We start from the raw sequence: 26,732 nt of genomic DNA on the forward strand, positions 1-26,732 counted from the left end.
CAGGCTGGCACCAGGGGTGACCTCGTCACCCCGGTCCGTCACCCAGGCGATCGGATCATCCGGCGGCGCGGGCCTCGCGGACCAGCCGGCGGGCGCGGTCGACGTCCGGCGGTGCGGGGAGGTCGGGCAGCAGGGTCGTCGCCCGGTAGAGCGCGCGCAGGGCGAGGGTGACGCCGAGGTCGGTGGTCGGCAGGCCCGGCAGCCCGTACATGCGCCGTGCCCAGCGGGGCAGCGTCGAGAACGAGATCGCCGCGATCGACGACAGCGTCAGCGCGATCCCCGTCGGCGCGCTGGGCTGCGGGGTGAGCAGGCCCCCGACGCCGCGCCGCGCCTCGTCGGTGAGCCGCAGCCGCGGACGCACGCGGTCGAAGTAGGCGGCGAGCTCGGCCCGCGACGCCGGGACGATCGCCGGGTCGAGGCCCACGACCTCGGCGGCCCGCACGCTCTCGGCGACGTAGGCGTCGGCCTCGGCGTCGTCGACCACGCCCGCGCGGCGGGCGACGTCGACGTACGAGTCGATCTCGGCGTTGTGCACCCAGAGCAGGTTCTCCGGGTCGTCGAGGGCGATCTCGGTGCCGTCGGGGTCGCGACCGCGCAGGGTGGCGTGCAGGCGCCGGACCCGCGAGCCCGCAGCCTCCACGTCGGCCCGCGTCCCGAAGGTCCGGGTGCCGACGAAGCCGACCGTGCGCTGGAAGCGCGGCCACGCCTTCTTCGGGTCGAAGAGCGCGGAGTTCTGGAAGGTCGCGCGCATGACCTGCGGGTGCAGCGACTGCAGCAGCAGCGCCCGCATCCCGGCCACCCACAGCACCGGCTCCAGCTGCACCCGCCACGTCACCGACGTCGGGCCGAAGAGGCCGAGGTCGCCGAGCTCGCCGGGCTCGCCGAGGTCGCCGGCCCCGTCCGTCACGCCCGCCACGTCCGTCCCCATGAGGACGGGGTCACCGATCGGCGGCGCGTCAACCACGCTCGCTCGCGAGCTCCGCCGCGGTCTGCGACACCTTCGCCTCGGCCAGGGCCGCCCGCCGTTCGGCCTTCCACACCCGCTTCTCGGCCTTCTTCTCCGCGCGACGGCGCCCGGACCCGAGCAGCAGCGCCGCACCGATGCCGAGCATCCAGATGTCCTTGGCGATCGGTGTGCCCTGCTGCGTCGGGCGCAGCTTGCCGTCGTGCATCCCCGGCGTGCGCAGGTAGAGCCCGAGCATCCCCGCCGAGAACCCGGTCAGCGCGGCACCGGCGACGCGGCCGGAGACGAACGGCGCGAGCAGCGTGGCGCCGACGGCCATCTCCCCGATGGACAGCGCCTTGAGGAAGGTCGGCGGGTCCATGTCCTTGAGGAACGGGTACGCGCCCGACGCGAAGCCGTGCAGCCCGGACGCGGTCTCCTCGTCGCCGGTCCACTTCTGGAGGCCGGAGTTGAGGATGAAGGCGCCGGTCGCGAGACGCTGCGGCACCTGGGCGAGGTCGACGGAGGTCATGAGGCGCATGGTGCTCCCGTCGCCGCCCGCTCGCACAGCGTGGCCGGTCGGTCCATCCCGCTGAGCCGTTAGGCTCGCCTCGTGTCCGCCGCGGACCCGGGCCCCCGATGACCATGCTGCCGGTCTGGGCGCTGTTCGTGCTGCTCGTCGTCGTCGCGCCGGCCCTGGTCGTCGGGCTGCAGCTGCTCGTGCGCCGCCGGTGGCCCCACCTCGCCGAGGGCGAGCACAACGACGTCGCCGGCTACCTCATCGCCATCGTCGGCGTGATCTACGCGGTGCTCCTGGCGTTCGTCGTGGTCGTGACGTGGCAGCAGTTCAGCGCGGCGCAGAACGTCGTCGGGCAGGAGGCGAGCGCCCTGCGCGGACTCGAGCGCGAGAGCGCGGCGTTCCCGCCGGAGGTCCGCGAGCAGCTCGCGGCGGACGTCCGCGACTACGCCACGGCCGTGGTGACCCACGAGTGGCCGGCGATGAGCCGCGGCGAGGCCGGCCACCCGGCGGTCGTCGCCGTGCTCGACCGGATCGCCGACCACCTCGCCGCCCTGCCGGTGGACACGCCCGCCCGGCAGGAGTACCTCGGCGTCGAGGCCGACCGGTTCGCGGAGGTCGTGTCCTTCCGCTCGCAGCGCCTCGACTTCGTCGGCCAGGGGCTGCCCGGCGTGCTGTGGATCGCGCTCGTGCTCGGCGCGGCGGTCACCATTGGCTTCGGCCTGGTCTTCGGGCTGCGCAGCACGGCGCTGCACCTGCTCATGACCGGCAGCCTCGCCGCGACCATCGGCGTGCTGCTCTTCGTCGCCATCGCGATCGACCAGCCGTTCCGCGGCGACGTCGCGGTGACGCCGGCGCCGTTGCAGCGGGTGCTCACCGACTTCGCCCGTTAACCGTCCACGCCCGCCACGAGACGCGGGAGCAGCTCGCCCGTCCCGCCGCGCAGCACGACCGTCGCGACGTCGTCGTACGGCGTCGGCTCGGCGTTGACGATGACGACCGCCGCCCCCGCGGCCGCCGCCAGGTCGACGACGCCGGCCGCCGGGTGCACGCCCAGCGACGTGCCGGCCGCGAGCAGGACATCGGCCTCGACCGCGGCCCGGCGCGCGCGCATGATCACGCCGGCGTCGAGCTCCTGGCCGAACGAGATCGTCGCCGACTTGAGGATGCCGCCGCACAGGGCGCACGGCGGGTCCTCCTCGCCGGCCGCGACGCGCGCGAGCGTCTCGGCCATCGGCGCGCGGGCGCCGCACGACAGGCACTGCGTGTGGTGCACCGTCCCGTGCAGCTCGACGACGAGGTCCGGTGACGACCCGGCCGCCTGGTGCAGCTCGTCGATGTTCTGGGTCAGCAGCGCGAGCAGGCGCCCGGAGCGCTCGAGGTCGACGAGCGCTTTGTGCGCGGGACCGGGGCGGGCCTCCCAGACCGGGTGCACGGCACGCTGGCGCCACGACTCCCGGCGGACCTCCGGGTCGGCGACGTAGGCCTGCAGCGTCGAGAGCCGCTCGGCCGCGGGGTTGCGGGTCCAGACGCCCTGCGGCCCGCGGAAGTCGGGGATGCCGGAGTCGGTGGAGACGCCCGCGCCGGTGAGCACGGTGACCCGCTGCGCCCGCGCGAGGAGGTCCGCGGCCCGGGCCACGTCCGCGTCGTCGGGGCCGTCGTCCAGGTCCTCTCCCATGCCCCCACGGTCCCCCACTCGGGGGGCGGGTGTAACACGCCCTTGATTCACCCCGACCTCACCCGTGCGGCGTCGCGAGCACCTCCGGGTGATGGATCCCCGGCTCGGGCGCCCACCGGGGAGGGGTGTCGTGGGGACCCACCGTCAGCCGTCATCGCGTGTCATCGGCGTGCACAGCCTGCCGACCGCCGTCATCTCGCTCATCCAGGAGCAGGCCGAGGTCCGCGGGCTGGCCCGCGACCCGCTGCCCGAGGTCACGCACGCCGTGCGCACCGACGTCGTCGTCGGGACCTCGGGCTGGTTCGGGCGGGGCCGTCCGCGCCGCCGGACCACGGAGCTCCTGCTCACGCCCGATCTCCTCGTGGTCACCGACCGCGACCCCGACCGCGACGGGTCCGACCCGGACGCGCAGGTCGCGTTCCACCGTCTCCACCAGCTCGAGGTCACCCGCGTCGAGGGGCCCGAGCCCGGCATCGGCCTGCTGTCCACGCCCGTCGGCGCCACGGAGCGCGGCTCGCGGGTGGTCGTCACCGACGGCGGCCCCGAGACCGACCGCTTCCACCGCGCGCTCGCCGAGGCCGCGGAGCGCTCGCGGCGGGTCGACGTCCCGTCCTCGCGGATGCCGGCCGAAGCGGTGCACGCCCCGTCCGAGGTGTCCTAGCGCGAGCGCGCACGCGGCAACGACTCCGCCGGTGCTGGTGGCTCAACGGCCGGCGGAGCCGTCCCGACCGCCGGCCTTCGGCCGGCGGTGATGAGTCGTTTCCCGAACAGACGCCGGCGCGAAACGGCGCGAGGGCATGAGCGCGGCGACCGCTACGCTGGCGCCGGGCCCCCGTAGCTCAGGGGATAGAGCACGGCTCTCCTAAAGCCGGTGTCGCAGGTTCGAATCCTGCCGGGGGCGCCCGCAGCCTGACCCGTGTGCCGGCGCCGTCGGCGTCGAGCAGGGCCACGACCTCGCCGGGCACGACCCGCAGGTCACGACATCCGTCATCGTCCGGTCGCCGGGCGCTGGTCCGGGCTCCCCACGCAGGACACCGCCGAGTACCGGGCGGACGACGTCTGCGCGGCGATCACCTCTCCGTCCACCCGGATCCGGCACGTGATCAGCCCGGCGACGGCGGTCGACGACTGCACCGTGAGGGTGTAGGTGTCGTGACCGTCGCCCGAGGTCGACCTCGTGCTCCACGGGAGACCGACGCCGTTCTCCCGCGACGCGGCCCCGTTGCGGCCGTAGGTCACCAGGGCTCGAACGGCGTCGCCGGTGGCCTCGTAGACCACACCCGACCCGGTCGACAGCGGTGGCGCCGTGCGACCGGACGGGGTGGGCACCGCCGCTCGGACCGCGGCGAGGAGCGCGATGACGAGCACCGCGCCGATCGCGACGGCGAGGACCACCCCGCGCCACCGGGCTCGCCGATCGGTCGGCCGGGGGCGGGACGGCTTCCGGGCCGGTGAGACGAGCCGCACGTCGCGCGGGACCGGCGGGACACCCGGGTGGCCGGGGGCGAGGGCAGGACGCAGAGGAGTGGTCGGGGCGTCCGCACCGGGTGGGCCCGGGATCGCGGGATCGGAGCGTCTCGCGGGAGCGCCCGTCCGTCGCGGTCGACGCCGACCGGGACCCGGTGGAGCCTGCCCCTGAGAGCCCGGCTGTCCGTGCGGGTCTCGTGGCTGATCCACGCGAACCTCTCGATGTCGGACCAGAGCTGGTCGAGGACGGGTGCCGCAGCCCGCGGACCGCCCTCACGGCGACGACGCCGGGCCGGACGGGGCAGGGGGATGGCCTCGTCCGGACCCGACGCGGCGCGCGGCAGCCGGTGCCGGCGCCGCCCGCACTCTCCCAGCGGACCCGCCCCGCAGGCCCCGGTCCGACCTTGCGACTCCCTGACGACTCGGCCGACGACTCGCCGACGACTCGCCCAGGCGGCCGTCGACGCACCTCTGCCGAGTGAACGCCACAGTCCGTCGCGCGCGGCCCGCGCCTCCTGCGGCGCTGCTCGGCGTCCGCCGCGGCGACGTCTCACACCCCGGACGCGGTCTCGACCTCGTCGACGAGCCGCGCGGCCACGACCGCGAGGCGGGTGTTGCTCTCCTGCGAGAGCCGCACGAGGTGCTCGAACGCGGAGGTGGCGTCGATGCCCCGGCGTGCCATGAGCACGCCCTTGGCCTGCCCGATCAGGTCGCGCGAGGCCAGACCGCGCTCCAGCGCGGCGACGCGGTGGGCCGCCGGGAGGGCGACGGCGAGCGGGGCGGCGAAGGCCTGCGCGGTCGCGGCACTCGAGGCACCGAAGGTCCCGGGGAGCGGCCCGTAGAGGCTGAGCAGCCGGGTCCGTCGACGCGCGCCGCACGGCAGGACCACCGTCAGCACCGCGCCGACACCGGCCGTGCGGGCTCGTCTCGCCCAGCGCGGCCACCGTCGCATCGAGGTGTCGTCCAGGTCCGTGACCATCGCCGACCCCGGCCGCGCCCCCGTCGCCTCCACCAGGGGGCCCTCGTTCGTCGCGACGGCGAGGTGAGCGAGCTCCTCCACCACGGGCAGGCTGGCGGCGCGCGACCGCGCGTCGTCGTCGCCCAGCTCATCGACGCCGCTGGCGTCGGCGGCCGGGACGGCCTGCACGGCGCCCGCGACGAGCCGGTGCACGAGCCCCTCCGCGTCGTGACGGCCCGGCGTCCTGAGCCCGCCCAGGCACGCCAGTGGAGGGGTCACCCCGGCCGCCTCCCCACGCATCTCGGGGTCCCCGCCGATGTCGGCCGGGACGTCGTGCGCCGCGTCTCCGTCACGTGCCATGGCCTCCCTCTCCGTCGTCGTCGGGACGGGGCCACCGAACCGGTCCCGTCCCGCGTCCCACCAGCGTCGCCACCCGGGGGCCGGTCAGGCCCGCCCGGCACCTGTCGCTCGTCTGACGTTCGTCGAGCGGGGCCGGGACGGCAGACGTCGCTGGAACAGCCGCCCTCGGCGGAGCAGACTTGCCGAGTAGCGTTGCCCAGGGCAATGATGTGCTGATGCAACGTTTCGACGAGCCGGGCGAGGAACTCGTCGATGCGGTCATGACGGCCAGCCGGGCCCTGCTGGCGGTGGTCGTGCGCTCCCTCGCAGCGGTCGACGAGGACGTGACGCTGCCGCAGTACCGGGCCCTGGTCGTCCTGGGCCAGCGGGGCACGGTGCGTCCGGCCGAGCTCGCGGTCGCGCTGGCCGTGACACCCCCGACGTGCACCCGGATGTGCCGTCGACTCGAGGGCAAGGGACTGGTGATCCGGGAGCGTCCCGACGACGACCGTCGGGCTGTGACCGTCGCGCTGTCGTCCGCCGGCCGCGACCTCGTCGACGAGGTGAGCCGCCGACGGCGCGGCGAGCTGCGCACGCTGCTCGCCGGGGTGCCCGCCGGACGACGTGCGGGCGTGGTCGAGGGGCTGCGGTCGCTCGCCGAGGCCGCCGGCGAGGTCCCCGAGCCCGACTGGGCCGTCCGCGGGGCGGCGCGGTGAGCGAGCCCCACCCTGTGGAGGAGACGACCGACCCGGTCGACGGGGAGCCGCGGCGGTCGTGGCGGAGCCGACTCGTGCGCGCCGGGGAGGTCCTGCACCGGTGGCTGACCGACTCCCGCCCCGGGCTCGTCGGGCTCGCGCTGATCATCGGCGCCGGCGCCGGCCTCGGCGCCGTGGTGTTCCGTTCCCTGATCTCCAGCATCACCTGGCTGGTCACCGGCCGGGACGACTTCTCCGATGCCGGGCGGGTCGCGAGCACCCACCTCGCCGCCCTGGGCCCGTGGTTCCTCCTGCTGGCGCCCGTCGTCGGCGGGCTCGTCCACGGACCGCTGGTGACGCGGTTCGCCCCGGAGGCGCGGGGGCACGGCGTGCCCGAGGTGATGGTCGCCGTCGCGCGGAACGGTGGCCGCATCCCTGCGAAGGTGGCCGGGGTCAAGGCCCTGGCCTCGGCGCTGTGCATCGGCACCGGCGGATCGGTCGGGCGCGAGGGCCCGATCGTGCAGATCGGCTCGGCCTTGGGCTCCTCGATCGGCCAGGCCCTGCGCGTCCCGTCGGGCCGGCTCACCCTCATGGTGGCGTGCGGCGCCGCGGGCGGGATCTCGGCCACCTTCAACGCGCCGATGGCCGGCGTCGTCTTCGCCCTCGAGCTCATCCTGCGCGCCTTCGCCGCGCAGTCCTTCGGCGTCCTGGTGATCTCCTCGGTCACCGCGAACGTCGTGGCCCGCCTCATCGTCGGCGACGACATCATCCTGCACCTGCCGCACTACACCCTCGGCTCGTCGACCGAGCTGCTGCTCTACGCACTGCTCGGTCTGTTCGCCGGCCTCGTGGGCTGGGGCTTCGCCCGCACGCTCTACGCCGTCGAGGACGCCTGCGACGCGGTGTGGCGCGGGCCCGAGTGGCTGCGCCCCGCCGTCGGCGGTGTGGTGCTCGGAGGGGTGCTGCTCGCGCTACCGCAGCTCTACGGCGTCGGCTATCCGGTGCTCGAGGACGGTCTGGTCGGGCAGTACGCGGTGGGCCTGCTGCTCGTACTGATGGTCGGCAAGGTGGTCGCGACCAGCCTCACCATCGGGATCGGCGGCTCGGGCGGGGTGTTCGCGCCGTCCCTGTTCATCGGCGCGATGGCCGGGACGACCTTCGGCACGCTCGCCGCGGCCCTCTTCCCGGGCCTGCACCTCGCCCCCGGCGCCTTCGGGCTGGTCGGCATGGCGGCGGTGTTCGCCGGCGCCGCACACGCGCCGATCACCTCGGTGCTGATCGTGTTCGAGCTCACGGGGAACGACGACGTCATCCTCCCCCTCATGATCGCCGTCGTGCTCGCCACGGGCCTGAGCCACCTCGTCTCGCACCGGAACATCTACACGCGCAAGCTCCTCCGACGCGGCGTCGACATCGACACCGCGCCGCCGACGCCCGAGACGGCGCTGCCGGGTCGCTGACGGGGAGGGCGAGGCCGAGGCGAACGGCACGCCGCCGTGCCGGGCAGACTGCCGACATGAGTGCCGTGTACGCCCTGAACCTGTTCGACCTCGCCCCGAACGACGACTACAAGGCCTACTCGAAGCGATCGGTCGCCGCCGTCGGCAAGCACGGCGGTCGCGTCGTGGCGCTCGGCCGGCTGAGTGAGGACTCCCCCAGCACGGGAGGGTCCCCCCGCCAGGTCCTCGTGCTGGTCGAGTGGCCCTCGAACGAGGCGTTCCAGGCGTTCAAGGACGACCCCGACCACGTCGACCTCCACCCCCTGCGCGAAGGCGGCACGGAGAACTACCTCTGGTGGGCCTACGACAAGCTCGAGGACCTGCGGCCGGTGCTCAGCGACAGGAACGTCTGACACGAGGGCCTCCTGGGGAACGGCCCCTCGCCGTGCCGGTCCCTGACGGCCTGACTCCCCGCTCCTGTCGGGTCAGGGGTCGACGCTGATCGGGCGTCGTGGCCCTCGGGGCCCGGGTCCTCGGAGCGCGACCCGCGGGCGTGAGGTCAGCCCGTCACGGGCCGGAGGCGGAGCTCGAGGTCGGCCCGGGTGAGCGGCGGCGGGAGGTCGACTCCGAGACGGTCGCGGATCACCCCGCGCACGTCGTCGGTCATCGTCGCGGAGACGTCGACGACCGTCGCCGGCAGCGACGGCAGGTCCTCGACGCGGGCGCGGGAGAGGTCGAGGTCGAACACGGTGGCCGGGCGTCCGTCGACGGAGCCGGTGACGCGAGCGGCGTCGAGGTCGACCACGAGGTCGGCGAGGTCGACCGTTCCGCCGCGCCGGCTCAGCATCAGCGACCCGGACGTCTGGACGCGTCCCCGCGGCGGCGGCGCGAGGAACACCTGGCCGTCGGTGATCGGCAGGTGCACGGTGTCCTGCCCGTCGGCCCACCCCGGCAGCTGGCCGAGCGTCGGCTCCTCGGTGCGCACCTCGATCTGGGCGTCCTCCAGCGCCCGCTGCGTGGCCGGCTCGACCTCGATCGCGGCCTCCTCACCGTCGACGCGGGCCTGTGCGGGCGGCGTCACCCCGGCGATCGCGGGCGGCGCCGGGACGTCGGTGGCCACCGGGGTCGGGACGGAGGTGGCGGGTCCGGGGCCGTTGGCGCAGCCCCCGAGTGCCAGGGCCGTCACCAGGAGCGACACGACGAGCACGGCACGACCACGAGGCACGGCGGACCTCCTCCAGCAGGGGGCGGCCGGGCTGGGGCGGTCAACCGGGACGGGAGCAGGAGACCGGTGATCGGCGCCGTGCGCAACCGCGGCCGCCAGGGTCCGTCCCCGGGGCCCGGTTCGTCCGGCAAGGTCCGACGGGTAGCCACGACCTCATGACCGAACCCCAGCAGTCGCCCCAGGCCGGCATCGCGGGAGCGCTGACCGACCTGTCCGAACAGACCCGGGTCCTCGTGCGCGGGGAGATCACCGCCGCGCAGCGGGAGACGTGGAGCAAGCTCACCGCGGCCGCCCCTGCCCTCGGCCTCCTCGGCGGCGCGGCGGTGCTCGGTGTCGCGGCGTCGGCATCCGCCTACCGCCTGAGCCTGCGCCTGTTGGAGCGATGGCTCCCGCCGTCGGGTGCCGCGCTCGTGGCCACCGCCGTCTACGGCGGCGGAGCGGCGGCCGCCGGCGCGATCGGCGTGCAGCAGCTCCGCACGCTCCCCGCGCCCTTCCCGACCGAGACCATGGCCGAGACCGGGGCCCTGGTCGAGGAGACCGCCGCCGAGGTCCGCCGCGGCTCCGCCGGCGCGACCGGCGGCCTCTCCGAGCGCGCCGCGGGGGCGATGCCCTCGGGACCCGATCTGCCTCGCCCCTGAGCCCCGCGGGCACCCGCCACCGCGGGGCCGCGACCGCGCTCAGGCGATCGCGCCCGCGTCCTGCGACGACTCCGGCAGCACGTGCGAAACCGCTTGCGCCCACACCCACGTCGCGCATCTCGGCGGACGTGAGGTGGTTCGGCGCCCGCGCGACGGGCATCCTGTGACGTCATGACCGCGACCCCGGATTCCCACGCCGAGGGCGAGCCCGACGCCGGTGCCGCCCGGGCGCCGCTGCACCTCGACGCCACCTACGACGACCCGGTGCTGACGGTCTTCCGCACCGCCGAGTGGATTCCGCCGGCCTACCGCCAGGCGTACCTCGAGGGCGCGGCGCGCGTCCTCGGGCGCGAGGCGCTCCGCGACTGCTGACCGGGTCGGCTGACCCGGCGGCAGCGCAACGAGGGGTCTCACCCGCCCAGTCTCACCCGCCCAGGCGCGCCTCGAGCGTGTCGACGTCGGGCTGCTCGCCGCGGGTCCGGGGCTGCCCGCAGCGGCCGGCGCGCGCAGCGCACCGCGAGCTCGAGGGCCGCGGCCCGGTGCCCGTGGGGTGTCGAGCCACCGGATCATGTCGGTGGGCTCGAGGACGCCCGGACCCGCGGTCGACGGGCGGTGCTCCCCCTGCTCGGCGGCGAGGACGCGCAGGCGCAGCGAGCGCAGCTCCTCGCCGGGCCCGTCGGCGCCCCGCTCGACCGACTACGTCGGCGACAACCGCACGCTGTGGGTCGACCGCTACGGCGACCCCGTCCCGCCGCCCCGCGACGCGGTCGAGGTCGTCGTCCTCGCGGCGCCGGTCCTCGCGGTCGCCGCGGCCGCGGGGATGATCGGGGCGTGGCTGGTCACGACGCGACGGTCCCCGGGACGACGGTGCTGACGCGGCGCCCCGGCTGGTGGGAGGCGCTCGTCGGGCCGGGCGCCGGTCCGGTGGAGTCCGCGGGCACGGTGGCGAGCGCGGTCGCCGGCGCGGTGCTCGCCCCCGCGCTCGCGCGCCGCCCGGTGGGGCACGCGGCCCGGCTCGTCCTGCGGGTGCTCGCCGCCGACCTGTGGGGCGGCGCGTGGTGCCTCAACACCCCGGCGGGCGCGCGCTGGTACGGCCGCCCCGAGCGCGGGGGCCGGGAGCGCAGCGCCTTCGCGGCGGCGCACGTCCACCCGTTCGTCGTGGCGGCGCTCGACCCGCGGCCCCGGTTCGACCGGGCGCTCGCGCAGTACGCGTACGTGCTGGTCGCGACGGCGGTGCTGGGACGCGTCGGCCACCGGCGCGCCGCGGCGGTGCTCGCGACGCTCGGCGGACTCGCGCTCGACCGGTGGTGGCGCGTCTCCGACGTCGCACCGTGGTCCGGGCCGGTCATCGCCGTCAAGCTGCTGGCCGGGCACGCGGGCGGCGGCGTCCTCGTGCGGCCCGTGCGGTGACCGTCCGCCGTTTCGTCGCGTGGTACCCGGACACCCTTCTGCGCGGGCCGTCGCCGGCGGCCGCCCGACGCGGGGAGGCAGCGCGTGACGCACGCCGAGGACACCGAGGACACCAGCACCTGGACCGAGATCGAGGAGCCCGCCCCGGGTGAGGTCCGCCGGGTCGGGACGTGGGCGGTCGGCACGAGCCGCGGCGAGCCGTTCGCGGTGGGACGGCGCTGCCGCCACCAGCTGCGCGACCTCTCCGACGGCCGGGTGGACGACGACGGCTGCCTGGTGTGCCCGTGGCACGGCGCGCGCTACGACGTCCGCAACGGCGAGATGGTCGGCGGGCCCCGCGGCATCGCGTTCTACGTCGGCCCGACGCCGGGCTACACGCAGCTCGTGCGGGTGCTGGCGCGGTGGGTGCCGCTACGGGTCGGCCGTGCGGTGCGCTGGGGCCGGGGGCGTCTGCGGGTGCGCTGACCACGCCACGGTCACCGCCCGGGCGATCACGGCGTCGAGCATCGCCGGGGTGAGCCGGCGGCTGCGGGTGTTCTGCGGGCTCGGGTGGTAGGACCCGAGCAGGCGCAGGCCCGGACGAGGCCCGGTGGCGAGGACGTGCTCGGCACCGTGCGCGAAGCGGGGTCGCGGGCGCACGCCGGCCCAGTCGCACGCCGCCTCCCACGCGAGGCGGCCCAGGCAGAGCACGACCGCAACGTCCGGCAGGGCCGCGAGCTCCGCGGTCAGCCAGCCGGCGCAGGCCTCGCGCTCGGCGCGGGTCGGGCGGTGGCCGGGCGGCGGGCAGCGCACCGCGGAGGCCATCCACGCCCCGCGCAGGCGCAGCCCGTCGCCGGCGTGCTCGGACGTGGGGCGGTTCGCGAGCCCGGCGCGGTGCAGGGCGGCGACGAGCGTGTCGGCCGTCGGGTTGCCGGTGAACGCGCGGCCCGTGCGGTTGCCGCCGTGCGGCGCGGTCGCGAGGCCGAGCACGTGGACACGCGCCGACGGGTCGCCGAAGCCCGGCACCGGGCGCGCCCAGTACGACCCCGCGCCGGCGTCGGCCGCCGCGCGTCGGGACGCCACCAGCCGCGGGCAGGCCGTGCAGTCCGCGATCCTCGCGCCGAGGTCGGCGAGGTCGGCGAGCCGTGCGGACCGATCGGCGCTCACGCCCCCACCGGCCGCGCCAGCCCGTTGACCGCGCCGTCGAACAGCGGCGGCAGGAGCCGGGCGGCGGGGACCAGGGCCCGACGGGCGGGACGCGGGCGCGTGCCGAGCAGCAGCGCCCCGGTCAGCCAGCGGTAGCGCCGCGTCAGGCGCGCCCAGTCGCGGTCGTAGCGTCGCGGCGCCCCGTCGGTGATCGCGCGGACGGCGGCCCCGGCCTGCGCGAACGCGAGGGCCAGGCCCTCCCCCGTCAGCGCATCGACGTAGCCGGCGGCGTCCCCGACCAGCAGCACCCGGCCCGCGACCCGACGACGGACGCGCTGGCGCAGCGGCCCGGCGCCGCGCACGTCGCTCGCCGGCTCCGCGCCCGCCAGCAGGGACTGCAGGCCGGGCAATGCGGCCAGCCGGTCGTCGAACGTGCCGCGGCTCGAGGCCAGGACGGCGACGCCGACGAGGTCGTCGGCCACCGGCGTCACGTACGCCTCGACCTCGGGCGCCCAGTGCACCTCGACGTAGGGCGACCAGGGCGCGGTGCGGAAGTGCCGGCGCAGCCCGTAGCGGCGGTGGCGCGCCGGAGCCGGGTCGAGGCCGAGCCCCCGGCGCACGGGCGAGTGCAGCCCGTCCGCGGCCACCAGGTGCCGGGCCCGCACGCCGTCGACCGTGACGCCCTCGTCGTCCTGGCGCAGCTCGCCGACGGCGCGCTGCTCGACCCGCGCGCCCGCCGCGGCGACCGCCGCCGCGAGCGCCCCGTGCAGCGTCGTCCGGCGGATGCCGCGGCCCGCGCCGGCGCGGAACGCGGCGTCGGCGCGCCGGTCGCCGTCGACGTAGCGGATGCCGTGGAACGCGTGCCCCGGCGGGTCGACGCCGAGCTCCTGCAGGGCGGCCAGCGCGCCGGGCATGAGGCCCTCGCCGCAGGCCTTGTCGACCGCGCCCGGACGCGGCTCCCACACCTCGACGTCCAGGCCCGCGCGGGCGGCGTGCAGGGCGGTGACCAGGCCCGCCGGTCCGCCGCCGGCGACCAGCAGATCCACCTGCCGGGTCACGCCGGCACCGCCTCGCGCAGCGCCCGCCGCTCGACGCGCAGGCGCACCGTCAACAGGGCCGCGTTCGCCACCGTGAACACCAGCGCGGTGACCCAGGCCGTGTGCACGAGCGGGAGCGCGACGCCCTCGACGACGACCACCACGTAGTTCGGGTGCGCGACCCACCGGTACGGCCCCGACGTCACCGGCGGCATCCCGGGCACGACGATGACGCGCGTGTTCCACCGCGGCCCGAGCGCCGTGACGCACCACCACCGCACCCCTGGCACGCGACGAGCAGCGCCAGCATCGGCCACCCCAGCGCGGGCAGGAACGGGCGCCCGGCGAGCCACACCTCGGCGACGCAGCCGGCGAGCAGGCCGGTGTGCAGCACGACCATCACCGGGAAGTGCGCGCGCCCGGACTCCACGCCGCCGCGGGCGAACGCCCACACCGCGTTGCGTCGCGACACGGCCATCTCGCCGAGGCGCTCCACCCCGACGGCGACGACCAGCAGCGTGTACAGCACCGCACTCACGATGGCACCCGCAGCAGCACCAGCTCCGAGCAGAACCCCGGTCCCATCGCCAGCATGAGGCCGTGGGAGCCCGGGCGGGGCGGCCGCGTGGCGAGGGTGTCGGCGAGGACGTGGAGCACCGACGCCGAGGAGAGGTTGCCGATGCGGCGCAGCGAGTCCCACGTGACCGCCAGCGCCTCGCGGTCGACGCCGAGCGCGTCCTGCAGCGCCTCGAGCACCTTCGGGCCGCCGGGGTGCGCGACGTACCACCCGACGTCGTCGCGGCTGAGCCCGTGGTCGGCGAGGAAGCGGCGGACGTCGTCGCCGAGGAAGTGGCGCACGACGTCGGGGACCGCGCCGTCGAGCACGATCTTCAGCCCGCCCGCGCCGACGTCCCAGCCCATCGTGCGCTCGGAGTCGGGGTAGAGCCGGCTGCGCGTGGCCACGACCTCCGGCTGCACGCGGCGGTCGTCGAGCAGCGGCGCCGCCCGCTGCGACCCCGCCGCGACGACCGCGGCCGCGCCGTCGCCGAACAGCCCGCTCGCCACGAGGTTCGGCATCGAGACGTCGTCGCGCTGCAGCGTCAGCGAGCACAGCTCGACGCCGACCAGCACCGCGACCGCGTCGGGGCGGCCGGCGAGGAAGTCGCGCAGGCGGGCGACGCCGGCGGCCCCGGCGACGCAGCCGAGGCCCACGATCGGCACGCGCACGACGTCGTCGCGCATCCCGATCTGCGCGGCGATGCGCGCGTCGAGCGAGGGGACGGCGAGCCCGGTGACGGTCGCGGAGACGACGATGTCGACGTCGGACGGCGCGAGGTCGACGGCCTTGAGCGCGTCGACGACCGCCCGCGCCCCGAGGTCCACGCCCGCGGCGATGAACGCGTCGTTGGCCTCCCCGAAGTCGCGCAGCCGGCCGTAGCGCTCCAGCGGCAGCGCGGTGTGGCGGGTCTCGACGCCGGCGTTGCGGTGCAGCCGGTCGAGGACGCTCCGGTTCACCGCGCCGCGCAGCATCGCCCCGGCGAAGGCCTCGGTGATCTCCTCCTGCCGGTACCGGTGGTCGGGCAGGGCGCCGCGGACGCTCAGGACGCGCATGGTCGTCTCATCTCTGCGAGGGAGGGCAGCAGTGCGGTCGCCAGGCCGCGGGCGACGGCCGGGGTGATCCGGCCGCGGGCGAGCCCGAGCTCGACGAGGTCGTCGAACACCCGCTGGTCGCCGGCCGCGGCGCGCAGCCCCGCGTCGAGCACCGGGCCGGTGCGGCTGAGCACCCCGGCCGCCGCGGTGTGGCGCAGGTGCGGGAAGAGGTGCGCGCGGGCCGCGCGGGCGTAGCGCCGCCCCGCCGTCGCCGGCCGGCCGTCGGCCAGCGCCCGCGCGGCCGCCCGGCCGGCGGCGATGCCCGTCGCGACCGCGTAGTAGATGCCCTCGCCGGTCATCGGGTTGACGAGACCCGCCGCGTCGCCGACGAGCAGCACCCGGCCGTCCGGCGGGCGCCAGCGCGGCCCCGAGAGCGGCAGGTGGTGCCCGCGCCAGTCGCCGGCGTCGCGGGTGCTGCCGGGCAGCAGGTCCTCGAGGTGCCCGACGAGGTCGGCCTTGCCGGGCGCGGGGCCGTCGCCGAGCACCTCCCCGTACCCCACGTTGGCGAACCCGTCGCCGCGGTCGAACGACCACGCGTACGACGGCTGCCGCAGCGTCCCGAACGCGATGACCTGCGCGCCCTCCCGGCCCGCGGTCACCGGCGCGTACCCGCGCAGGGCGAGCGCCGTCGTGCCCGGCGCCCACCCGAGCCGGCGTCGCAGCACCGAGCGCGCCCCGTCCGCGCCGACGACGAGGGGCGCGCTCACGGCGTCGTCGAGGACGACGTCGGTGCCGATCGCGACGTCGCGGACACGGTGGCGCACCAGCTGCGCGCCCGCCGCCTGGGCGGCCTCGACGAGGCGGGCGTCGAGGACCCGGCGCGGCACGACGTACGACGGGCGCGCCATGGTCCGCTCGGCGCCCCGCCCGCCGCGGTCGAGGCGCAGGCGCGCGACGGGCACGCGGTCGTCGAGCAGGCCTGTGACGCCGACGTCGGCGAGCCGGTCGAGCACGTGCGGGGCGACCCCGTCGCCGCAGGCCTTGTCGCGGGGGAAGTCGGCGCGGTCGAGCAGGGCCACCCGCAGCCCCGGCTCGGCGTGCAGCGCGCCGAGCGCCGCGGCCGTGCCGGCGGGCCCGGCCCCGACGACGGCCAGGTCGTGGTGCTGGAGGAGCGGCATCAGCCGGCGGCCACGAGCAGCACGACGTCGAGCAGCGCGATCGCCAGGGCCGCACGGAAGGGTCCGCGGCCGCGGCCGAGGACGGCCACCGTCGCCAGCGCGACCACTACGAGGAGCACCAGCCACACCCACGCCGCGGGTCGCCCGGGGGGCCCGAGGGCCGCGAGCACCGACGCGGCGACGAGCAGCGCGGCGGCCAGCGGGCGCGCGACCGGCTCCCCGACCCGGTGCGGCAGCCCGCGCACACCGGTGCGCAGGTCGTCGGCGAGGTCGGGCAGCGCGTTCACGACGTGCGCGCCGACCCCGAGCGCGGCTCCGGCCGCGACCATCCACCACGGCGGCCACGCGGGGACGTCGGCGGCGAGGCTGGCGACGGCCGGCAGCGTCCCGAACGTGACGGCGTACGGGAGCCACGACAGCGCCGTGCGCTTGAGCCCCAGGTTGTAGGCCTGGCCCGACGCGATGCCGAGCACGAGGTGGACGAGGCCGCTGCGCCAGCCGAGGGCCAGCGACAGCACGACGCACGCGAGCGCGGCCACGGCGAGCGCGGTCCCGACAGCGCGGGGGGTCGTCCGCCCCGTCGTCAGGGGCTTGTCCGCGCGGCCGACGGCACGGTCGCGCGGGAGGTCGAGGAGGTCGTTGGCCCAGCCGAGGGTGAGGTGCCCGGTGAGCACGGCGCCGGTGACGACCACGGCGGTCCCGATCGGGAGGCCGGCGTCCACGGCCAGCAGCGCGGCGACCGTCGCCACCGCGACCGCGGGGCCCGGGTGGGCGGCGGCGACCAGCCCGGCCGCGGAGGGCCGGGTGACGACGGACGGGGTGCCGGCACCGGCGACGTGCATGCTGCCTCCCCGACTGCCGCCCACGATCCGGAACCCGGGAGGTGTCCCCGCCCCTCCGACCTCCCACACGCGCGGGTGCTCGCCCGGGCAGGGTGGGTAGCCCCCCGGGATCGGTTGACCGTCCAGCCGCCGCGCGAGGGGCGGGAGGTCGACCCGGATGGCACAGGTGGGCTGGGAGCGGGCGGTCACGGCCGTCCTGGAACGGGCCGGTCGCGCGGTGATGGCGCTGGTCGACGGCGAGGACGAGGACCGGCGCGCGGTCCGGTCCGCGAGCTCGGGGCCGGTGTGCGGTTCACCAGCATCGACAGCCGCCAGGACGCCGCCGTGCCCTGGCAGGCCAGCGCCGACCCGCACGCCGACAACGTCGAGGTCGGCGCCGGGCACCTCGCGCTGCTGACCCACCCCGACGCCGTGCGCGCCGTCGCGGCCGCCCTCGAACCAACCGAGGAGGCCGCGGGGACCGTCACGGCGGCCTGACCGACGTCGTGGACCGATCCGGCTCAGCCGTCCGGCGGTCGAGGATCCGGCTCCTCTGCGTCACCATGTGGTGACGCTCGCCACACACCGGTCATCGGGGGCCGGTGACCGCGGACGGGCGCCGACGGCGTCCGTGTGGGACGCCGGACGAGGAGGACACCGATGTCCGACGCCGAGTCGACCGACCGCAGCGACCACCGCAGCGACCTCGATGCCCTCGTCATCGGGGCCGGCTTCTCCGGGCTCTACATGCTCCACCGCCTGCGCGACTCCCTCGGCCTGTCGGCGCTGGTGCTCGAGGCCGCCGACGACGTGGGCGGCACCTGGTACTGGAACCGGTACCCGGGCGCGCGGTGCGACTCGGAGAGCTACTTCTACAGCTTCTCCGACCGGCTCTCCCCGGACCTCCTCGAGGAGTGGACCTGGAGCGAGCGCTTCGCCGGCCAGCCGGAGATCCTGCGCTACCTGCAGACCGTCGCCGACCGCTTCGACCTGCGCCGCGACATCCGTTTCGGCACCACCGTCACCTCCGCGTCGTGGGACGACGACGCCGGGCACTGGACGGTCGGGACCGCGGGCGGGGAGCGCGTCACCGCGCGCTTCCTCGTCACGGCCGTCGGCTGCCTGTCGACGACGAACCTGCCCGACTTCCCGGGCCGCGACGGCTTCCGGGGCGCCTCGTACCACACTGGGCTCTGGCCGCACGAGGGCGTGGACTTCACCGGACAGCGCGTCGCCGTCATCGGCACCGGCGCCACCGGCGTCCAGCTCATCCCCGAGGTCGCCGAGGAGGCCGCGCACGTCACCGTCTTCCAGCGCACGCCGAACTACGACATCGCCGGCGGCAACCACCCGGTCACTCCGGAGTTCGACCGCAAGATCAAGGACGACTACCCGACGATCTGGGCGCGGACCCGCGAGACGGCCTTCGGCTTCCCGTACGACGTCGCCGAGCGCACCGCCCTCTCCGTCCCCGACGACGAGCGCCAGGCGATCTTCGAGGAGGCGTGGGCGCAGGGCGGCTTCCGGCTCGGCACGACGTTCAACGACCTCCTCCTCGACGAGGACGCCAACGAGACGGCCGCCGAGTTCCTGCGCAACAAGATCCGGGAGCGGGTGCACGACCCCGAGATCGCCGAGATGCTCGCGCCGAAGGACCACCCGTTCTTCACCAAGCGCCCGCCGCTGGAGAACGGCTACTACGAGACCTACAACCGGGAGAACGTCACGCTGGTCGACGTCCGCCGCTCGCCGATCGAGGCCATCACGCCGACGGGGGTGCGCACCGCGGACGGCGAGTACGAGGTCGACAGCATCGTCTACGCCACCGGCTTCGACGCCATGACCGGCACGCTCTACAAGCTGGGCATCACCGGGCGCGGCGGGCTCTCGCTCGCCGACAAGTGGGCAGAGGGCCCGCGGACCTACCTCGGGATCGCCACCCACGACTTCCCGAACCTCTTCATGATCACCGGCCCGCAGAGCCCGTCGGTGCTGTCGAACATGCCGGTCTCGATCGAGCAGCACGTCGACTGGGTCGCCGACTGCCTGCGCCACCTGCACGAGCAGGGCGTGGAGCGGATCGAGCCGACCGTCGAGGCCGAGGACGGCTGGGTCGCCCACCACGACGAGGTCACCGCGATGACGCTCCTGCCGCGCGCGAACTCGTGGTGGGTCGGGGCCAACATCCCCGGCAAGCACCGCAGCCTCTACCCCTACGTCGGCGGGGTCGGCGTCTACCGCGGCATCTGTGACGACGTCGCCGCGAAGGGCTACGAGGGCTTCGAGCTCAGCCGGACCGGGGTGACCGCGCCCGCCTGACGCCCCGCCGGACGCTGGTGACCGCCCCGCCGCTCGGGGAGGCTGGGCCGCGTGGCCGCCGAGCTGGGTCCCTACCGTCTCGGCCGGCTGCTGGGCAGGGGCGGGATGGGCGAGGTGTTCCACGCGTGGGACACCCGGCGCGCGCGCTGGGTTGCCCTCAAGCTCCTCCACCCCCGGTTCGGAGCCGACGAGGCCTACCGGCAGCGGTTCCGCCGCGAGGCCGAGGCGGCCGCCGAGCTGCGGGAGCCACACGTGGTGCCCGTGCACGACTACGGCGAGATCGACGGCCAGCTCTACCTCGACATGCGGCTCATCGACGGCACCGACCTCGCCACGCTGCTCCGGTCGGGGCCCCTCGAGCCCCGGCGGGCGGTCGGGCTGATCACCCAGGTCGCGGCCGCGCTCGACGCGGCCCACGCCGCGGGGCTGGTGCACCGCGACGTCAAGCCGTCGAACGTCCTCGTGGGCCCGGACGACTTCGCCCACCTCACGGACTTCGGCATCGCCCGCCCCGCGGGGTCGATGAGCGTCGCCGAGAACGGCATGGTGATCGGCACGCTCGCCTACATGGCGCCCGAGCGGCTGCGCGCCGAGCCCGCGGACGCCCGGTCCGACGTGTACGCGCTCGCCTGCGTCCTCCACGCGTGCCTCACCGGGACGGCACCGTTCGGCGAGGGCGACTCGTCGGCGCTGGTCGGGGCGCACCTCTACCTCTCGCCGCCCGTCCTGCCCGACGACGTCCCCGCCGCGCTGGGCGAGGTGGTCGCGCGCGGCATGGCCAAGGACCCCGCAGCCCGCTACCCGCGCGCCGGGGCGCTGGCCGCGGACGCGGCGGCGGCCCTGCGGCGCCGGCCGACCGCCCCGCTGGACCCACCGGAGCCGGAACCGGAGCCGACGGAGCCGGAGCCGGCCGATCGCCTCGCCGTGCCGCGCCGCTGGTCGATGCCGGCGCCCTGGCCCCTGCCGACGTGGTTCCGTCGCGCGCTGGTCGTCGCGCTCGTCGCCCTCCTGGTCGTCGTGGGTGTCTCCGCCGTGCGCCGCTACACCGGGACCGGGATCTCCATCGGGGTCGGCCCGGTCGCCGTGGCCTTCACCGCGAGCGGGGCCGAGGCCGTCATCGCCAACGCGGGCAGCCGGACGGTCTCGGTGCTCGACGTCCGCGGGCGCACCGTCGTCACGGAGATCCTGCTCGGCGCGGGCCGCACCGTCGGCGCCGTCCCCGACGCGGCCGGGGAGCAGCTCTTCGTGACCACCACCCAGCGGGCGGGCGACGAGCTCGTCGTGGTCGACCTGCGGCGATCGGCCGTCGCAGCCACCATCCCGCTGCCCGAGCCGACGGTGGGGGCACCGGTCGTCGACGCGCGCCGGACGACCGTGTTCGTGCCGGTCCGCAGCGGCGTCGTGGTCGTCGACCTGGCGACCGGGCGGGTCACGGGCCGGCTCGACCGCGGAGCGACCGGCCTCGCCCCGAGCGCCGACGGCACCCGGCTCCTGGGCGTCGACGACCGCCGGTCCACCGCGGACGTCGTCGACGTCCGGACCGGTGCCCCCGCGCGGTCGATCCGGCTCGGCGCGCCCGCCCACCTCGCCGTCGCCGCACCGGACGGCGAGGTCGTCTACCTCGGCAGCGCCGACCCGCGGCACGCCCTGACCGTCGTCGACCCCGACCGCGCCACCCCGATCGACGAGGTGGCGTTGCCCGGGCCGGTGACGGGGCTGGCCGTCTCCCGCGACGGTGACCGCGTGTTCGCCACACTGGCCACGGACCCGCCGGTGCTCGCCGCCGTCGACACCGCGACGGAGGCGGTCACCGCCGGCTGGTTCGTGGAGGAGTTCGCGGACAGCGTCGCCCTCGCGGTCTCCCCGGACGGCACCGAGGTCTGGATCGCCAACACCGACCTGGGCACGCTCACCATCGACGACGTCTCCCGCCCGCCGTCCTAGCGGTCACGGGTGCCGGCTGCTCCGCTGTTCGACCAACCGCCGCACCGCCGGCGCATCGGGGCACGTCAGGGCCGTGGTGGCCAGCTCCCGCGCCTCGTCCATGTCCACCTCCCGCACCGCCTGCTTGACGACGCCGACCGCGGCGGGGGCCACGGACAGCTCGCGCACCCCCAGCCCGAGCAGCAGCGCCACCGCCTGCTCGTCCGCGGCCACCTCCCCGCACACCGCGACCAGCACGTCGTCGCCCGCGCCCTCGACCGTCGCCGCGATCAGCGCCAGCACCCCGGGGTCGAGGGGGTCGGCGAGGGCGGCGAGGTCCTCGTTGCCGCGCTCGGCGGCCAGGGCGTACTGGGTGAGGTCGTTGGTGCCGATCGAGAGGAAGTCGACGGACGGCGCGAACGACGCCGCCTTGAGCGCCGCCGCCGGCACCTCGACCATGATCCCGACCCGCAGCTCCGGGCGCCCCCGACCGACGGTCTCGACCGCGTCGTCGAGCGCCCGGCGGGCAGCCGTGAGCTCGTCGACCGTGGTGACCATCGGGAACATGACGTCGACCGGGTGGTCGTGGGCGACCCGCACGATCGCCTCGAGCTGGTCGGCGAGCAGCTGCGGGCGGGCGAGCGCCAGGCGCAGCCCACGGACCCCGAGGAACGGGTTCGCCTCGGCGGGCATCGGCAGGTAGTCCAGCGGCTTGTCGCCCCCGACGTCGAGGGTGCGCAGCGTGATCCGCTGGCCGCCCATCGCCTCCGCGATCGCGCGGTAGGCCGCCTCCTGCTCGGCGACGTCGGGGGCGTCGTGCCGGTCGAGGAAACCGAACTCGGTGCGCACGAGGCCCGCGAGGTCGGCCCCGACCGCCGCCACGGCGTCGTCGACCGAGCCCACGTTGGCGCCGACGAGCACCGTGGTGCCGTCGCGCGTCACCGCCGGCTCGTGGGCCCGCCGCAGCGCGTCGTCGCGACGGGCCGTGTGCGCGGCGGCGCGGGCGCGGAAGTCGGCGAGGACCGACTCGTCGGGGTCGACGACCAGCTCGCCGGTGGTCCCGTCGACGGCGAGGACCCCGGCCTGCCGCGCGCGGGCGGCCAGGTCGCTGCCCACCCCGACCACGGCCGGCACGCCCCGGGCGCGCAGCAGGATCGCGGCGTGCGCGGTGGGGCTGCTGCCGGCGAGGACCACCGCCGCCGTCCGCCCCGGGTCGATCACCGCGGCGTCGGCGGGCGTCAGGTCGTCCGCGACGAGGACGCCGTCGGACGCGGCCGCGGTCTCGGCGTGCCCGCCGAGGGCGGCCAGGACCTGGTCGCGCACGTCGCGGACGTCGCGCGCCCGTCCGCGCAGGTACTCGTCGGTGGCGGCCGCGAGCGCCGCCTCGACGGCGTCCATGGCGTCCGCCCACGCCTGGGCCGCGTCGGCCCCGGCCTCGACGCGGGCGTCGGCGTCGGCGAGCACGTCGGGGTCGTCGAGCAGCAGCATCTGGGCGTCGAAGATCGTCGCCTCGGCCTCGCCGATCTCGCGGGCCGCCCGGTCGCGCACCGCGCGCAGGTGCTCGCGGCCGGTTGCCCGGGCCTCGGCGAGGCGGTCGCGCTGCTCGGCCGGGGAGCCGGGCACGGGTGCCGGCAGCATGATCCCGGCGGGCGCCGCGACCCGGACCGGGCCGATCCCGACGCCGGGCGAGGCGGGGATCGGCCGGCCCGTGCCCCGGGCCGCCGGAGTCGGGGCGGGCGCCGCCGGCGCCGTCTCCCCGAAGGACTCCTCGGCGAGCTCCTGCAGCCGGCGCACCGCGACGGCGGCGTCGGGACCGTGCGCCCGGACGGCGACCTCGTGGCCCTGCAGCGCGCCGAGGGTCGCCACCTTCGACATGCTCGCCGCCGACACCTCCGGGCCGTCGAGGGCGAGGTTGCGCAAGCGCACGTCGGCGTCGAGACCCCGCACCGCCGCGACCAGCGCCGCCGCCGGGCGGGCGTGCAGCCCGTGTGGCATGCGGACGGTGAAGGTGCCGGTCTCCTCGCCCGCCCCGGCCACGGACGCCTCGGCCACGGGGGCCGCGGCGGCAGGCGTGACGGCCTCGCCCAGGTGCCCCGACTTCGCCGCCAGCGCGTCCCCCGCCTCCGCCGCGACCTCGGCCGCCGACGCCCCGCCGGCCGCGCTGACCACGGCGACGACCAGGCCCTCGACCAGCGGCGCGGGGCAGAGCACCACGCGCTCGCGGACGTCGTCGTCGACCAGCTCCAGCGCGAGCTCCGCGGAGAGCACGGCGCTGCCCATGTCCATGAGCACGACGACGCCGTCGCCCTGGTCGGCGCTCGTGAGGGCCTCGCTGATGGCGACGGCGTCGGTGCCGAAGCCCCCGTCGTCGAGGCCGGCGGCGACCTCCACGGACGGGGGACGGGGCGCCGCGGAGCTCGACCCGTCGGCGTGGTCGGCGCCCTGGAGCATCTCCCCCGCCAGGCCCACCGCCGCCTCGGCGAGGGCCCGGCTGTGGGAGACGACGACGATCCCGACCGTCACGCGGCCTCCTGGTCGGCGACGACCGAGGCCGCCGCGGCGAGGAGCAGCGCCGCCGAGGTGGCGCCCGGGTCCTGGTGGCCGATGCTGCGCTCGCCGAGGTAGCTCGCCCGCCCCTTGCGGGCGAGCATCGGCGTGGTCTCGTCGCGGCCCCGGTCGGCGGCGTCCGAGGCCGCCCGCAGCGCCTCCGCGAGGGGCTCCCCCGCCGCCAGCGCGGCGTCGAGCGCGTCGAGGGCCGGGGCGAGGGCGTCGACCATCGTCTTGTCCCCCAGCTCGGCCTTCCCGCGGGCGACGACCCCGTCGAGCCCGGCCCGCAGCGCCTTCGCGAACACGTCGGGCTCGAGCGCCCCGGCGCCGCCGGTGGCCGGGGCCATGCGCAGGAACAGGGTGCCGTAGAGCGGGCCGCTCGCGCCCCCGACCGACTTCACCAGCGTCATCCCGGTCTGCTTGAACAGCGCCGCCGGGTCCGCGGGCGGCGTCGCGTCCAGGAAGGCGACCACCGCGGCCATGCCACGGTCCATGTTGGCCCCGTGGTCGGCGTCGCCGATCGCGGCGTCGAGCGCGGTCAGGGCGTCCTTCTGCTCGGCCACCGACGCGGCGAACGCCCGCAGCCACCGTTGCAGGGTGTCGTTGTCGACCCCCGCCATCACATGCCCCACCGCAGGCCGGCGGTGGCGACCGGGGCGTCCCACAGCCGGAGCAGCTCGTCGTCGAGGCGGGTGATCGTCACCGAGCACCCGGCCATGTCCAGGCTCGTGACGTAGGGCCCGACCAGGGTGCGGACCGGGACGATGCCCGCCTTGTCGAGGAGCGCGGCGACCTCGTTGTACATGAGGTACAGCTCGAGCATCGGCGTGGCGCCCATGCCGTTGACGAAGACGAGCACGCCCTCGCCGCCGGTGAAGTCCCGGTCGGCGAGCACGGGGTCGACGAGCATCTGGGCGATGTCGTGCGCCGAGGCGAGCGGGACCCGCCGGCGGCCCGGCTCGCCGTGGATCCCGATCCCGATCTCGATCTCGTCCTCGGGGAGGTCGAACGTGGGGCTGCCCTTGGCCGGCACGGTGCAGGAGGTCAGCGCCATCCCCATGCTGCGGGAGTTGTCGTTGACCCGACGGGCCAGGTCGGCCAGCTCGGACAGGCTGCGGCCCTGCTCGGCGGCGGCGCCGACGATCTTCTCGACGGGGATCGCGGCGCCGGTCCCGCGGCGGCCGGCGGTGAAGAGGCTGTCCTCGACCGCGACGTCGTCGTTCATGACGACGGCCTCCACCGTCGTGTCGGTCTCCGCGGCGGCGAGCTCGGCGGCCATGTCGAAGTTCATGACGTCGCCGGTGTAGTTCCAGACGAGGTGCAGCACGCCGGCGCCGCCGTCGATGTTCTTGGTCGCCTCGGCCATCTGGTCGGGGACCGGCGAGGTGAAGACCTCGCCCGCGCAGACCGCGTCGAGCATCCCGGGGCCGATGAACCCGGCGTGGGCGGGCTCGTGCCCGCTGCCGCCGCCGGAGAGCAGCCCGACCTTGCCCGACACCGGGGCGTCGGCGCGGTAGATGATGCGGTTCTCGTGGTCGACGCGCAGCTCCGGGTGTGCGCGCTCCACCCCCCGCAGCGATTCCGCGACGAGATCGGCCGGGTCGTTGAGAAGCTTCTTCACGGTTCCACTCCTGGGACTCCGAGCCCGGCGCGGGGCTCACGGGCAGGTGCGCGCCGACGGTGATTCCACTCCGTCCGGGCGGGGCGAGACCAGAGGCAACAGGGCCCCTGCACGGCGCGCGTCGGGGCGATCACCGCTGGTCACGAGCCGCGCGGGGCGGGATGCCGCCCAGGTCGACCGCGAACGACCCGACGGCGAAGGCGATGGTGTCGACCATCCGGTCGAACGCGAGGCGGTCGATGTTGGCCAGGGTGTCGCACGCCTGGTGGTAGCAGCGGTCGTACGGCACGCCGGGCTCGCCGCCCCAGAGCGCCGCCTGCTCCGGGGTCTTGAGGGGCGCGTCACCGGTGTTCACGCCGCCGGCGGGGATGCCGGCCTCGACGAACGGGCCGTAGTCGGAGCCGCCGGACAGGTCCACGTCGCCGGCCGGGACACCGATCGCGGCGAGCCGGGCCTTGAGACGGCGCTCGATGACGTCGGAGCCGGGCGGCGCGGGCTCGTCCGCGGTCCCGTCGGCGTCGTCGCCGTCGTAGGTGAGGTAGGCGGCGTTGGGCGACGCGATCATGTCCGTGTTGAGCATCAGCGCGATGTCCCGCCGCTCCTCCTCGGCGAGGCCGTCGACGTAGGCCTGCGAGCCGAGCAGCCCGTCCTCCTCGGCGCCGAACCACACGAACCGCACGGCGTTCTGCACCGGCGGCGCGCTGCCCAGGGCCAGCGCGACGTCGAGGTGCGCCGCCGACCCGCTCGCGTTGTCGTTGATCCCCGGACCCTCGGGGACGCTGTCGAGATGGGCGCCGACGAGCACGACCTCGTCGGTGCGCCCGGTGGTGGTCTGGGCGACGACGTTGCGCGTCGTGATCGGCGGGCCGTCCTCGGACTCGACGGTGACCACCGGCGTCTCCACGCGGAACCCCGCCGCGCGCAGGGCCCCGGCGACGTACTCGACGCTCGCTTCGTAGCCCGGCGACCCCGCCGCACGCTGCCCGCCGTTCCCGTCGGCGACGGCCTGCAACGCCTGGAGGTGGACGAACGCGGCGTCCCCGCTGGTGGTCGCGGACAGCCGGTCGGCGAGACGGGTGTCGGTCGGCAGATCGGACGAGGGTGGCGCGGACCGACCCGGACCGCCCGAGCACCCGGACGCCAGCAGGACGACGCCCGCCAGCACCACGCCCGCCCGACGTCGCCACCCGATCGCGTCGACCACCCTCATCCCCCCTTGGGAGGAGAGCAGCGCCGATCGGCGAGCGTGTCAAGGGGATCCG

30 protein-coding genes and 1 tRNA gene are annotated in these 26,732 nt (G+C 76.3%); 14 read left to right on the forward strand and 17 right to left on the reverse strand.

Translation table 11 applies throughout. The annotated features are described in order from the left end of the window. Positions 1-55 precede the first annotated feature (55 nt). Together PGB27_RS00815 and PGB27_RS00820 are read right to left on the reverse strand one after the other, a co-directional pair. Positions 56-907 (reverse strand): oxygenase MpaB family protein, encoded by an 852-nt coding sequence (locus tag PGB27_RS00815; protein ID WP_274198428.1) that lies wholly within the window; start codon positions 905-907, stop codon positions 56-58. A 49-nt stretch (positions 908-956) separates the two neighbouring features. Beyond that, the gene (locus tag PGB27_RS00820) at positions 957-1,475 is read right to left on the reverse strand and encodes a hypothetical protein (protein ID WP_274198429.1); all 519 of its coding nucleotides are present in this window, start codon (positions 1,473-1,475) and stop codon (positions 957-959) included. Between the two features lie 107 nt (positions 1,476-1,582). Here PGB27_RS00820 and PGB27_RS00825 point away from each other — a divergent pair, with 107 nt between their 5' ends. Beyond that, the gene (locus tag PGB27_RS00825; RefSeq protein ID WP_274198430.1) at positions 1,583-2,353 is read left to right on the forward strand and encodes a bestrophin-like domain; all 771 of its coding nucleotides are present in this window, start codon (positions 1,583-1,585) and stop codon (positions 2,351-2,353) included. On the opposite strand, the gene PGB27_RS00830 is transcribed toward PGB27_RS00825, so the two are convergent. Continuing rightward, positions 2,350-3,138 carry an SIR2 family NAD-dependent protein deacylase gene (locus PGB27_RS00830; RefSeq protein ID WP_274198431.1) on the reverse strand — a complete coding sequence of 263 codons (789 nt, stop codon included), beginning with the start codon at positions 3,136-3,138 and terminating at the stop codon, positions 2,350-2,352. The two genes, PGB27_RS00825 and PGB27_RS00830, sit on opposite strands and share 4 nt — an antisense overlap. A gap of 130 nt (positions 3,139-3,268) precedes the next feature. Between PGB27_RS00830 and PGB27_RS00835 the strand changes: the two genes are divergently transcribed. Next, entirely contained in the window at positions 3,269-3,799 is a 531-nt protein-coding gene (locus PGB27_RS00835) for a hypothetical protein (protein ID WP_274198432.1), read from the forward strand. A 167-nt stretch (positions 3,800-3,966) separates the two neighbouring features. Beyond that, positions 3,967-4,039, forward strand: a tRNA-Arg gene (locus tag PGB27_RS00840). 86 nt (positions 4,040-4,125) lie between these two features. Here the strand turns inward: PGB27_RS00840 and PGB27_RS00845 are convergent. Both PGB27_RS00845 and PGB27_RS00850 read right to left on the reverse strand, forming a co-directional pair. Next, the gene (locus PGB27_RS00845; RefSeq protein ID WP_274198433.1) at positions 4,126-4,533 is read right to left on the reverse strand and encodes an MmpS family transport accessory protein; all 408 of its coding nucleotides are present in this window, start codon (positions 4,531-4,533) and stop codon (positions 4,126-4,128) included. Positions 4,534-5,155: 622 nt separating this feature from the next. After that, complete coding sequence (locus PGB27_RS00850) at positions 5,156-5,923, reverse strand: ANTAR domain-containing protein (protein WP_274198434.1); 768 nt, start codon at positions 5,921-5,923, stop codon at positions 5,156-5,158. A 215-nt stretch (positions 5,924-6,138) separates the two neighbouring features. Between PGB27_RS00850 and PGB27_RS00855 the strand changes: the two genes are divergently transcribed. The 3 genes from PGB27_RS00855 to PGB27_RS00865 all read left to right on the forward strand — a co-directional run bounded on the left by PGB27_RS00855 (position 6,139) and on the right by PGB27_RS00865 (position 8,449). Then, positions 6,139-6,618 (forward strand): MarR family winged helix-turn-helix transcriptional regulator, encoded by a 480-nt coding sequence (locus tag PGB27_RS00855; RefSeq protein ID WP_274198435.1) that lies wholly within the window; start codon positions 6,139-6,141, stop codon positions 6,616-6,618. Positions 6,619-6,692: 74 nt separating this feature from the next. After that, the gene (locus tag PGB27_RS00860) at positions 6,693-8,057 is read left to right on the forward strand and encodes a chloride channel protein (protein WP_274198436.1); all 1,365 of its coding nucleotides are present in this window, start codon (positions 6,693-6,695) and stop codon (positions 8,055-8,057) included. Positions 8,058-8,113: 56 nt separating this feature from the next. Continuing rightward, positions 8,114-8,449 (forward strand): DUF1330 domain-containing protein, encoded by a 336-nt coding sequence (locus PGB27_RS00865; protein ID WP_274198437.1) that lies wholly within the window; start codon positions 8,114-8,116, stop codon positions 8,447-8,449. A 146-nt stretch (positions 8,450-8,595) separates the two neighbouring features. Here the strand turns inward: PGB27_RS00865 and PGB27_RS00870 are convergent, their stop codons facing one another. Further along, the gene (locus PGB27_RS00870; RefSeq protein ID WP_274198438.1) at positions 8,596-9,261 is read right to left on the reverse strand and encodes a hypothetical protein; all 666 of its coding nucleotides are present in this window, start codon (positions 9,259-9,261) and stop codon (positions 8,596-8,598) included. Between the two features lie 155 nt (positions 9,262-9,416). On the opposite strand from PGB27_RS00870, the gene PGB27_RS00875 reads away from it, so the two are divergent. The 5 genes from PGB27_RS00875 to PGB27_RS00895 all read left to right on the forward strand — a co-directional run bounded on the left by PGB27_RS00875 (position 9,417) and on the right by PGB27_RS00895 (position 11,774). Continuing rightward, positions 9,417-9,899 carry a phage holin family protein gene (locus PGB27_RS00875; protein ID WP_274198439.1) on the forward strand — a complete coding sequence of 161 codons (483 nt, stop codon included), beginning with the start codon at positions 9,417-9,419 and terminating at the stop codon, positions 9,897-9,899. 171 nt (positions 9,900-10,070) lie between these two features. Then, positions 10,071-10,271 (forward strand): hypothetical protein, encoded by a 201-nt coding sequence (locus PGB27_RS00880; protein WP_274198440.1) that lies wholly within the window; start codon positions 10,071-10,073, stop codon positions 10,269-10,271. Positions 10,272-10,473: 202 nt separating this feature from the next. Beyond that, entirely contained in the window at positions 10,474-10,773 is a 300-nt protein-coding gene (locus PGB27_RS00885; protein ID WP_274198441.1) for a hypothetical protein, read from the forward strand. Further along, entirely contained in the window at positions 10,731-11,309 is a 579-nt protein-coding gene (locus PGB27_RS00890; protein WP_274198442.1) for a hypothetical protein, read from the forward strand. The genes PGB27_RS00885 and PGB27_RS00890 overlap by 43 nt, the downstream gene beginning before the upstream one ends. Positions 11,310-11,393: 84 nt before the next feature. Then, positions 11,394-11,774: a Rieske (2Fe-2S) protein gene (locus PGB27_RS00895; protein ID WP_274198443.1), complete on the forward strand. Its 381-nt coding sequence runs from the start codon at positions 11,394-11,396 to the stop codon at positions 11,772-11,774. On the opposite strand, the gene PGB27_RS00900 is transcribed toward PGB27_RS00895, so the two are convergent. The 7 genes from PGB27_RS00900 to PGB27_RS00930 are packed head-to-tail and all read right to left on the reverse strand — an operon-like array spanning position 11,721 to position 17,081. Beyond that, the gene (locus tag PGB27_RS00900) at positions 11,721-12,455 is read right to left on the reverse strand and encodes a uracil-DNA glycosylase (RefSeq protein WP_274198444.1); all 735 of its coding nucleotides are present in this window, start codon (positions 12,453-12,455) and stop codon (positions 11,721-11,723) included. The two genes, PGB27_RS00895 and PGB27_RS00900, sit on opposite strands and share 54 nt — an antisense overlap. Then, positions 12,452-13,492 (reverse strand): NAD(P)/FAD-dependent oxidoreductase, encoded by a 1,041-nt coding sequence (locus PGB27_RS00905; protein ID WP_274198445.1) that lies wholly within the window; start codon positions 13,490-13,492, stop codon positions 12,452-12,454. Before PGB27_RS00905 ends, PGB27_RS00900 begins: the two co-directional genes overlap by 4 nt. Next, complete coding sequence (locus PGB27_RS00910) at positions 13,489-13,788, reverse strand: isoprenylcysteine carboxylmethyltransferase family protein (protein WP_332843728.1); 300 nt, start codon at positions 13,786-13,788, stop codon at positions 13,489-13,491. Before PGB27_RS00910 ends, PGB27_RS00905 begins: the two co-directional genes overlap by 4 nt. Continuing rightward, positions 13,674-14,009 carry a hypothetical protein gene (locus PGB27_RS00915; protein ID WP_274198447.1) on the reverse strand — a complete coding sequence of 112 codons (336 nt, stop codon included), beginning with the start codon at positions 14,007-14,009 and terminating at the stop codon, positions 13,674-13,676. The genes PGB27_RS00910 and PGB27_RS00915 overlap by 115 nt, the downstream gene beginning before the upstream one ends. Continuing rightward, the gene (locus PGB27_RS00920) at positions 14,006-15,082 is read right to left on the reverse strand and encodes a type III polyketide synthase (RefSeq protein ID WP_274198448.1); all 1,077 of its coding nucleotides are present in this window, start codon (positions 15,080-15,082) and stop codon (positions 14,006-14,008) included. Before PGB27_RS00920 ends, PGB27_RS00915 begins: the two co-directional genes overlap by 4 nt. After that, positions 15,070-16,239: an NAD(P)/FAD-dependent oxidoreductase gene (locus PGB27_RS00925; protein ID WP_274198449.1), complete on the reverse strand. Its 1,170-nt coding sequence runs from the start codon at positions 16,237-16,239 to the stop codon at positions 15,070-15,072. The genes PGB27_RS00920 and PGB27_RS00925 overlap by 13 nt, the downstream gene beginning before the upstream one ends. Beyond that, a complete protein-coding gene (locus tag PGB27_RS00930; protein ID WP_274198450.1) occupies positions 16,239-17,081 on the reverse strand; it encodes a UbiA family prenyltransferase in 843 nt (280 codons plus the stop codon). Before PGB27_RS00930 ends, PGB27_RS00925 begins: the two co-directional genes overlap by 1 nt. A gap of 285 nt (positions 17,082-17,366) precedes the next feature. On the opposite strand from PGB27_RS00930, the gene PGB27_RS00935 reads away from it, so the two are divergent. From PGB27_RS00935 to PGB27_RS00945, 3 genes are all read left to right on the forward strand, one after another. Then, on the forward strand, positions 17,367-17,558 hold the full coding sequence (locus tag PGB27_RS00935) for a hypothetical protein (protein WP_274198451.1): 192 nt from the start codon (positions 17,367-17,369) through the stop codon (positions 17,556-17,558). A gap of 162 nt (positions 17,559-17,720) precedes the next feature. After that, positions 17,721-19,379 (forward strand): flavin-containing monooxygenase, encoded by a 1,659-nt coding sequence (locus PGB27_RS00940; protein ID WP_274198452.1) that lies wholly within the window; start codon positions 17,721-17,723, stop codon positions 19,377-19,379. A 51-nt stretch (positions 19,380-19,430) separates the two neighbouring features. Beyond that, entirely contained in the window at positions 19,431-21,323 is a 1,893-nt protein-coding gene (locus PGB27_RS00945; protein ID WP_274198453.1) for a serine/threonine-protein kinase, read from the forward strand. 3 nt (positions 21,324-21,326) lie between these two features. Here PGB27_RS00945 and ptsP read toward each other — a convergent pair whose 3' ends face one another. From ptsP to PGB27_RS00965, 4 genes are all read right to left on the reverse strand, one after another. Next, positions 21,327-23,825: a phosphoenolpyruvate--protein phosphotransferase gene (gene ptsP / locus PGB27_RS00950; protein ID WP_274198454.1), complete on the reverse strand. Its 2,499-nt coding sequence runs from the start codon at positions 23,823-23,825 to the stop codon at positions 21,327-21,329. Then, positions 23,822-24,469, reverse strand: a complete 648-nt coding sequence (gene dhaL / locus PGB27_RS00955) for a dihydroxyacetone kinase subunit DhaL (protein ID WP_274198455.1) — start codon at positions 24,467-24,469, stop codon at positions 23,822-23,824. The genes ptsP and dhaL overlap by 4 nt, the downstream gene beginning before the upstream one ends. Continuing rightward, positions 24,469-25,470 carry a dihydroxyacetone kinase subunit DhaK gene (gene dhaK, locus PGB27_RS00960; protein WP_274198456.1) on the reverse strand — a complete coding sequence of 334 codons (1,002 nt, stop codon included), beginning with the start codon at positions 25,468-25,470 and terminating at the stop codon, positions 24,469-24,471. Before dhaK ends, dhaL begins: the two co-directional genes overlap by 1 nt. A gap of 130 nt (positions 25,471-25,600) precedes the next feature. Next, positions 25,601-26,680, reverse strand: coding sequence for a M28 family metallopeptidase (locus PGB27_RS00965; RefSeq protein ID WP_274198457.1), 1,080 nt, complete (start codon positions 26,678-26,680; stop codon positions 25,601-25,603). Positions 26,681-26,732: the final 52 nt, after the last annotated feature.

Source organism: Actinomycetospora lemnae, from assembly GCF_028737315.1.
GTDB classification, from domain to species: domain Bacteria; phylum Actinomycetota; class Actinomycetes; order Mycobacteriales; family Pseudonocardiaceae; genus Actinomycetospora; species Actinomycetospora lemnae.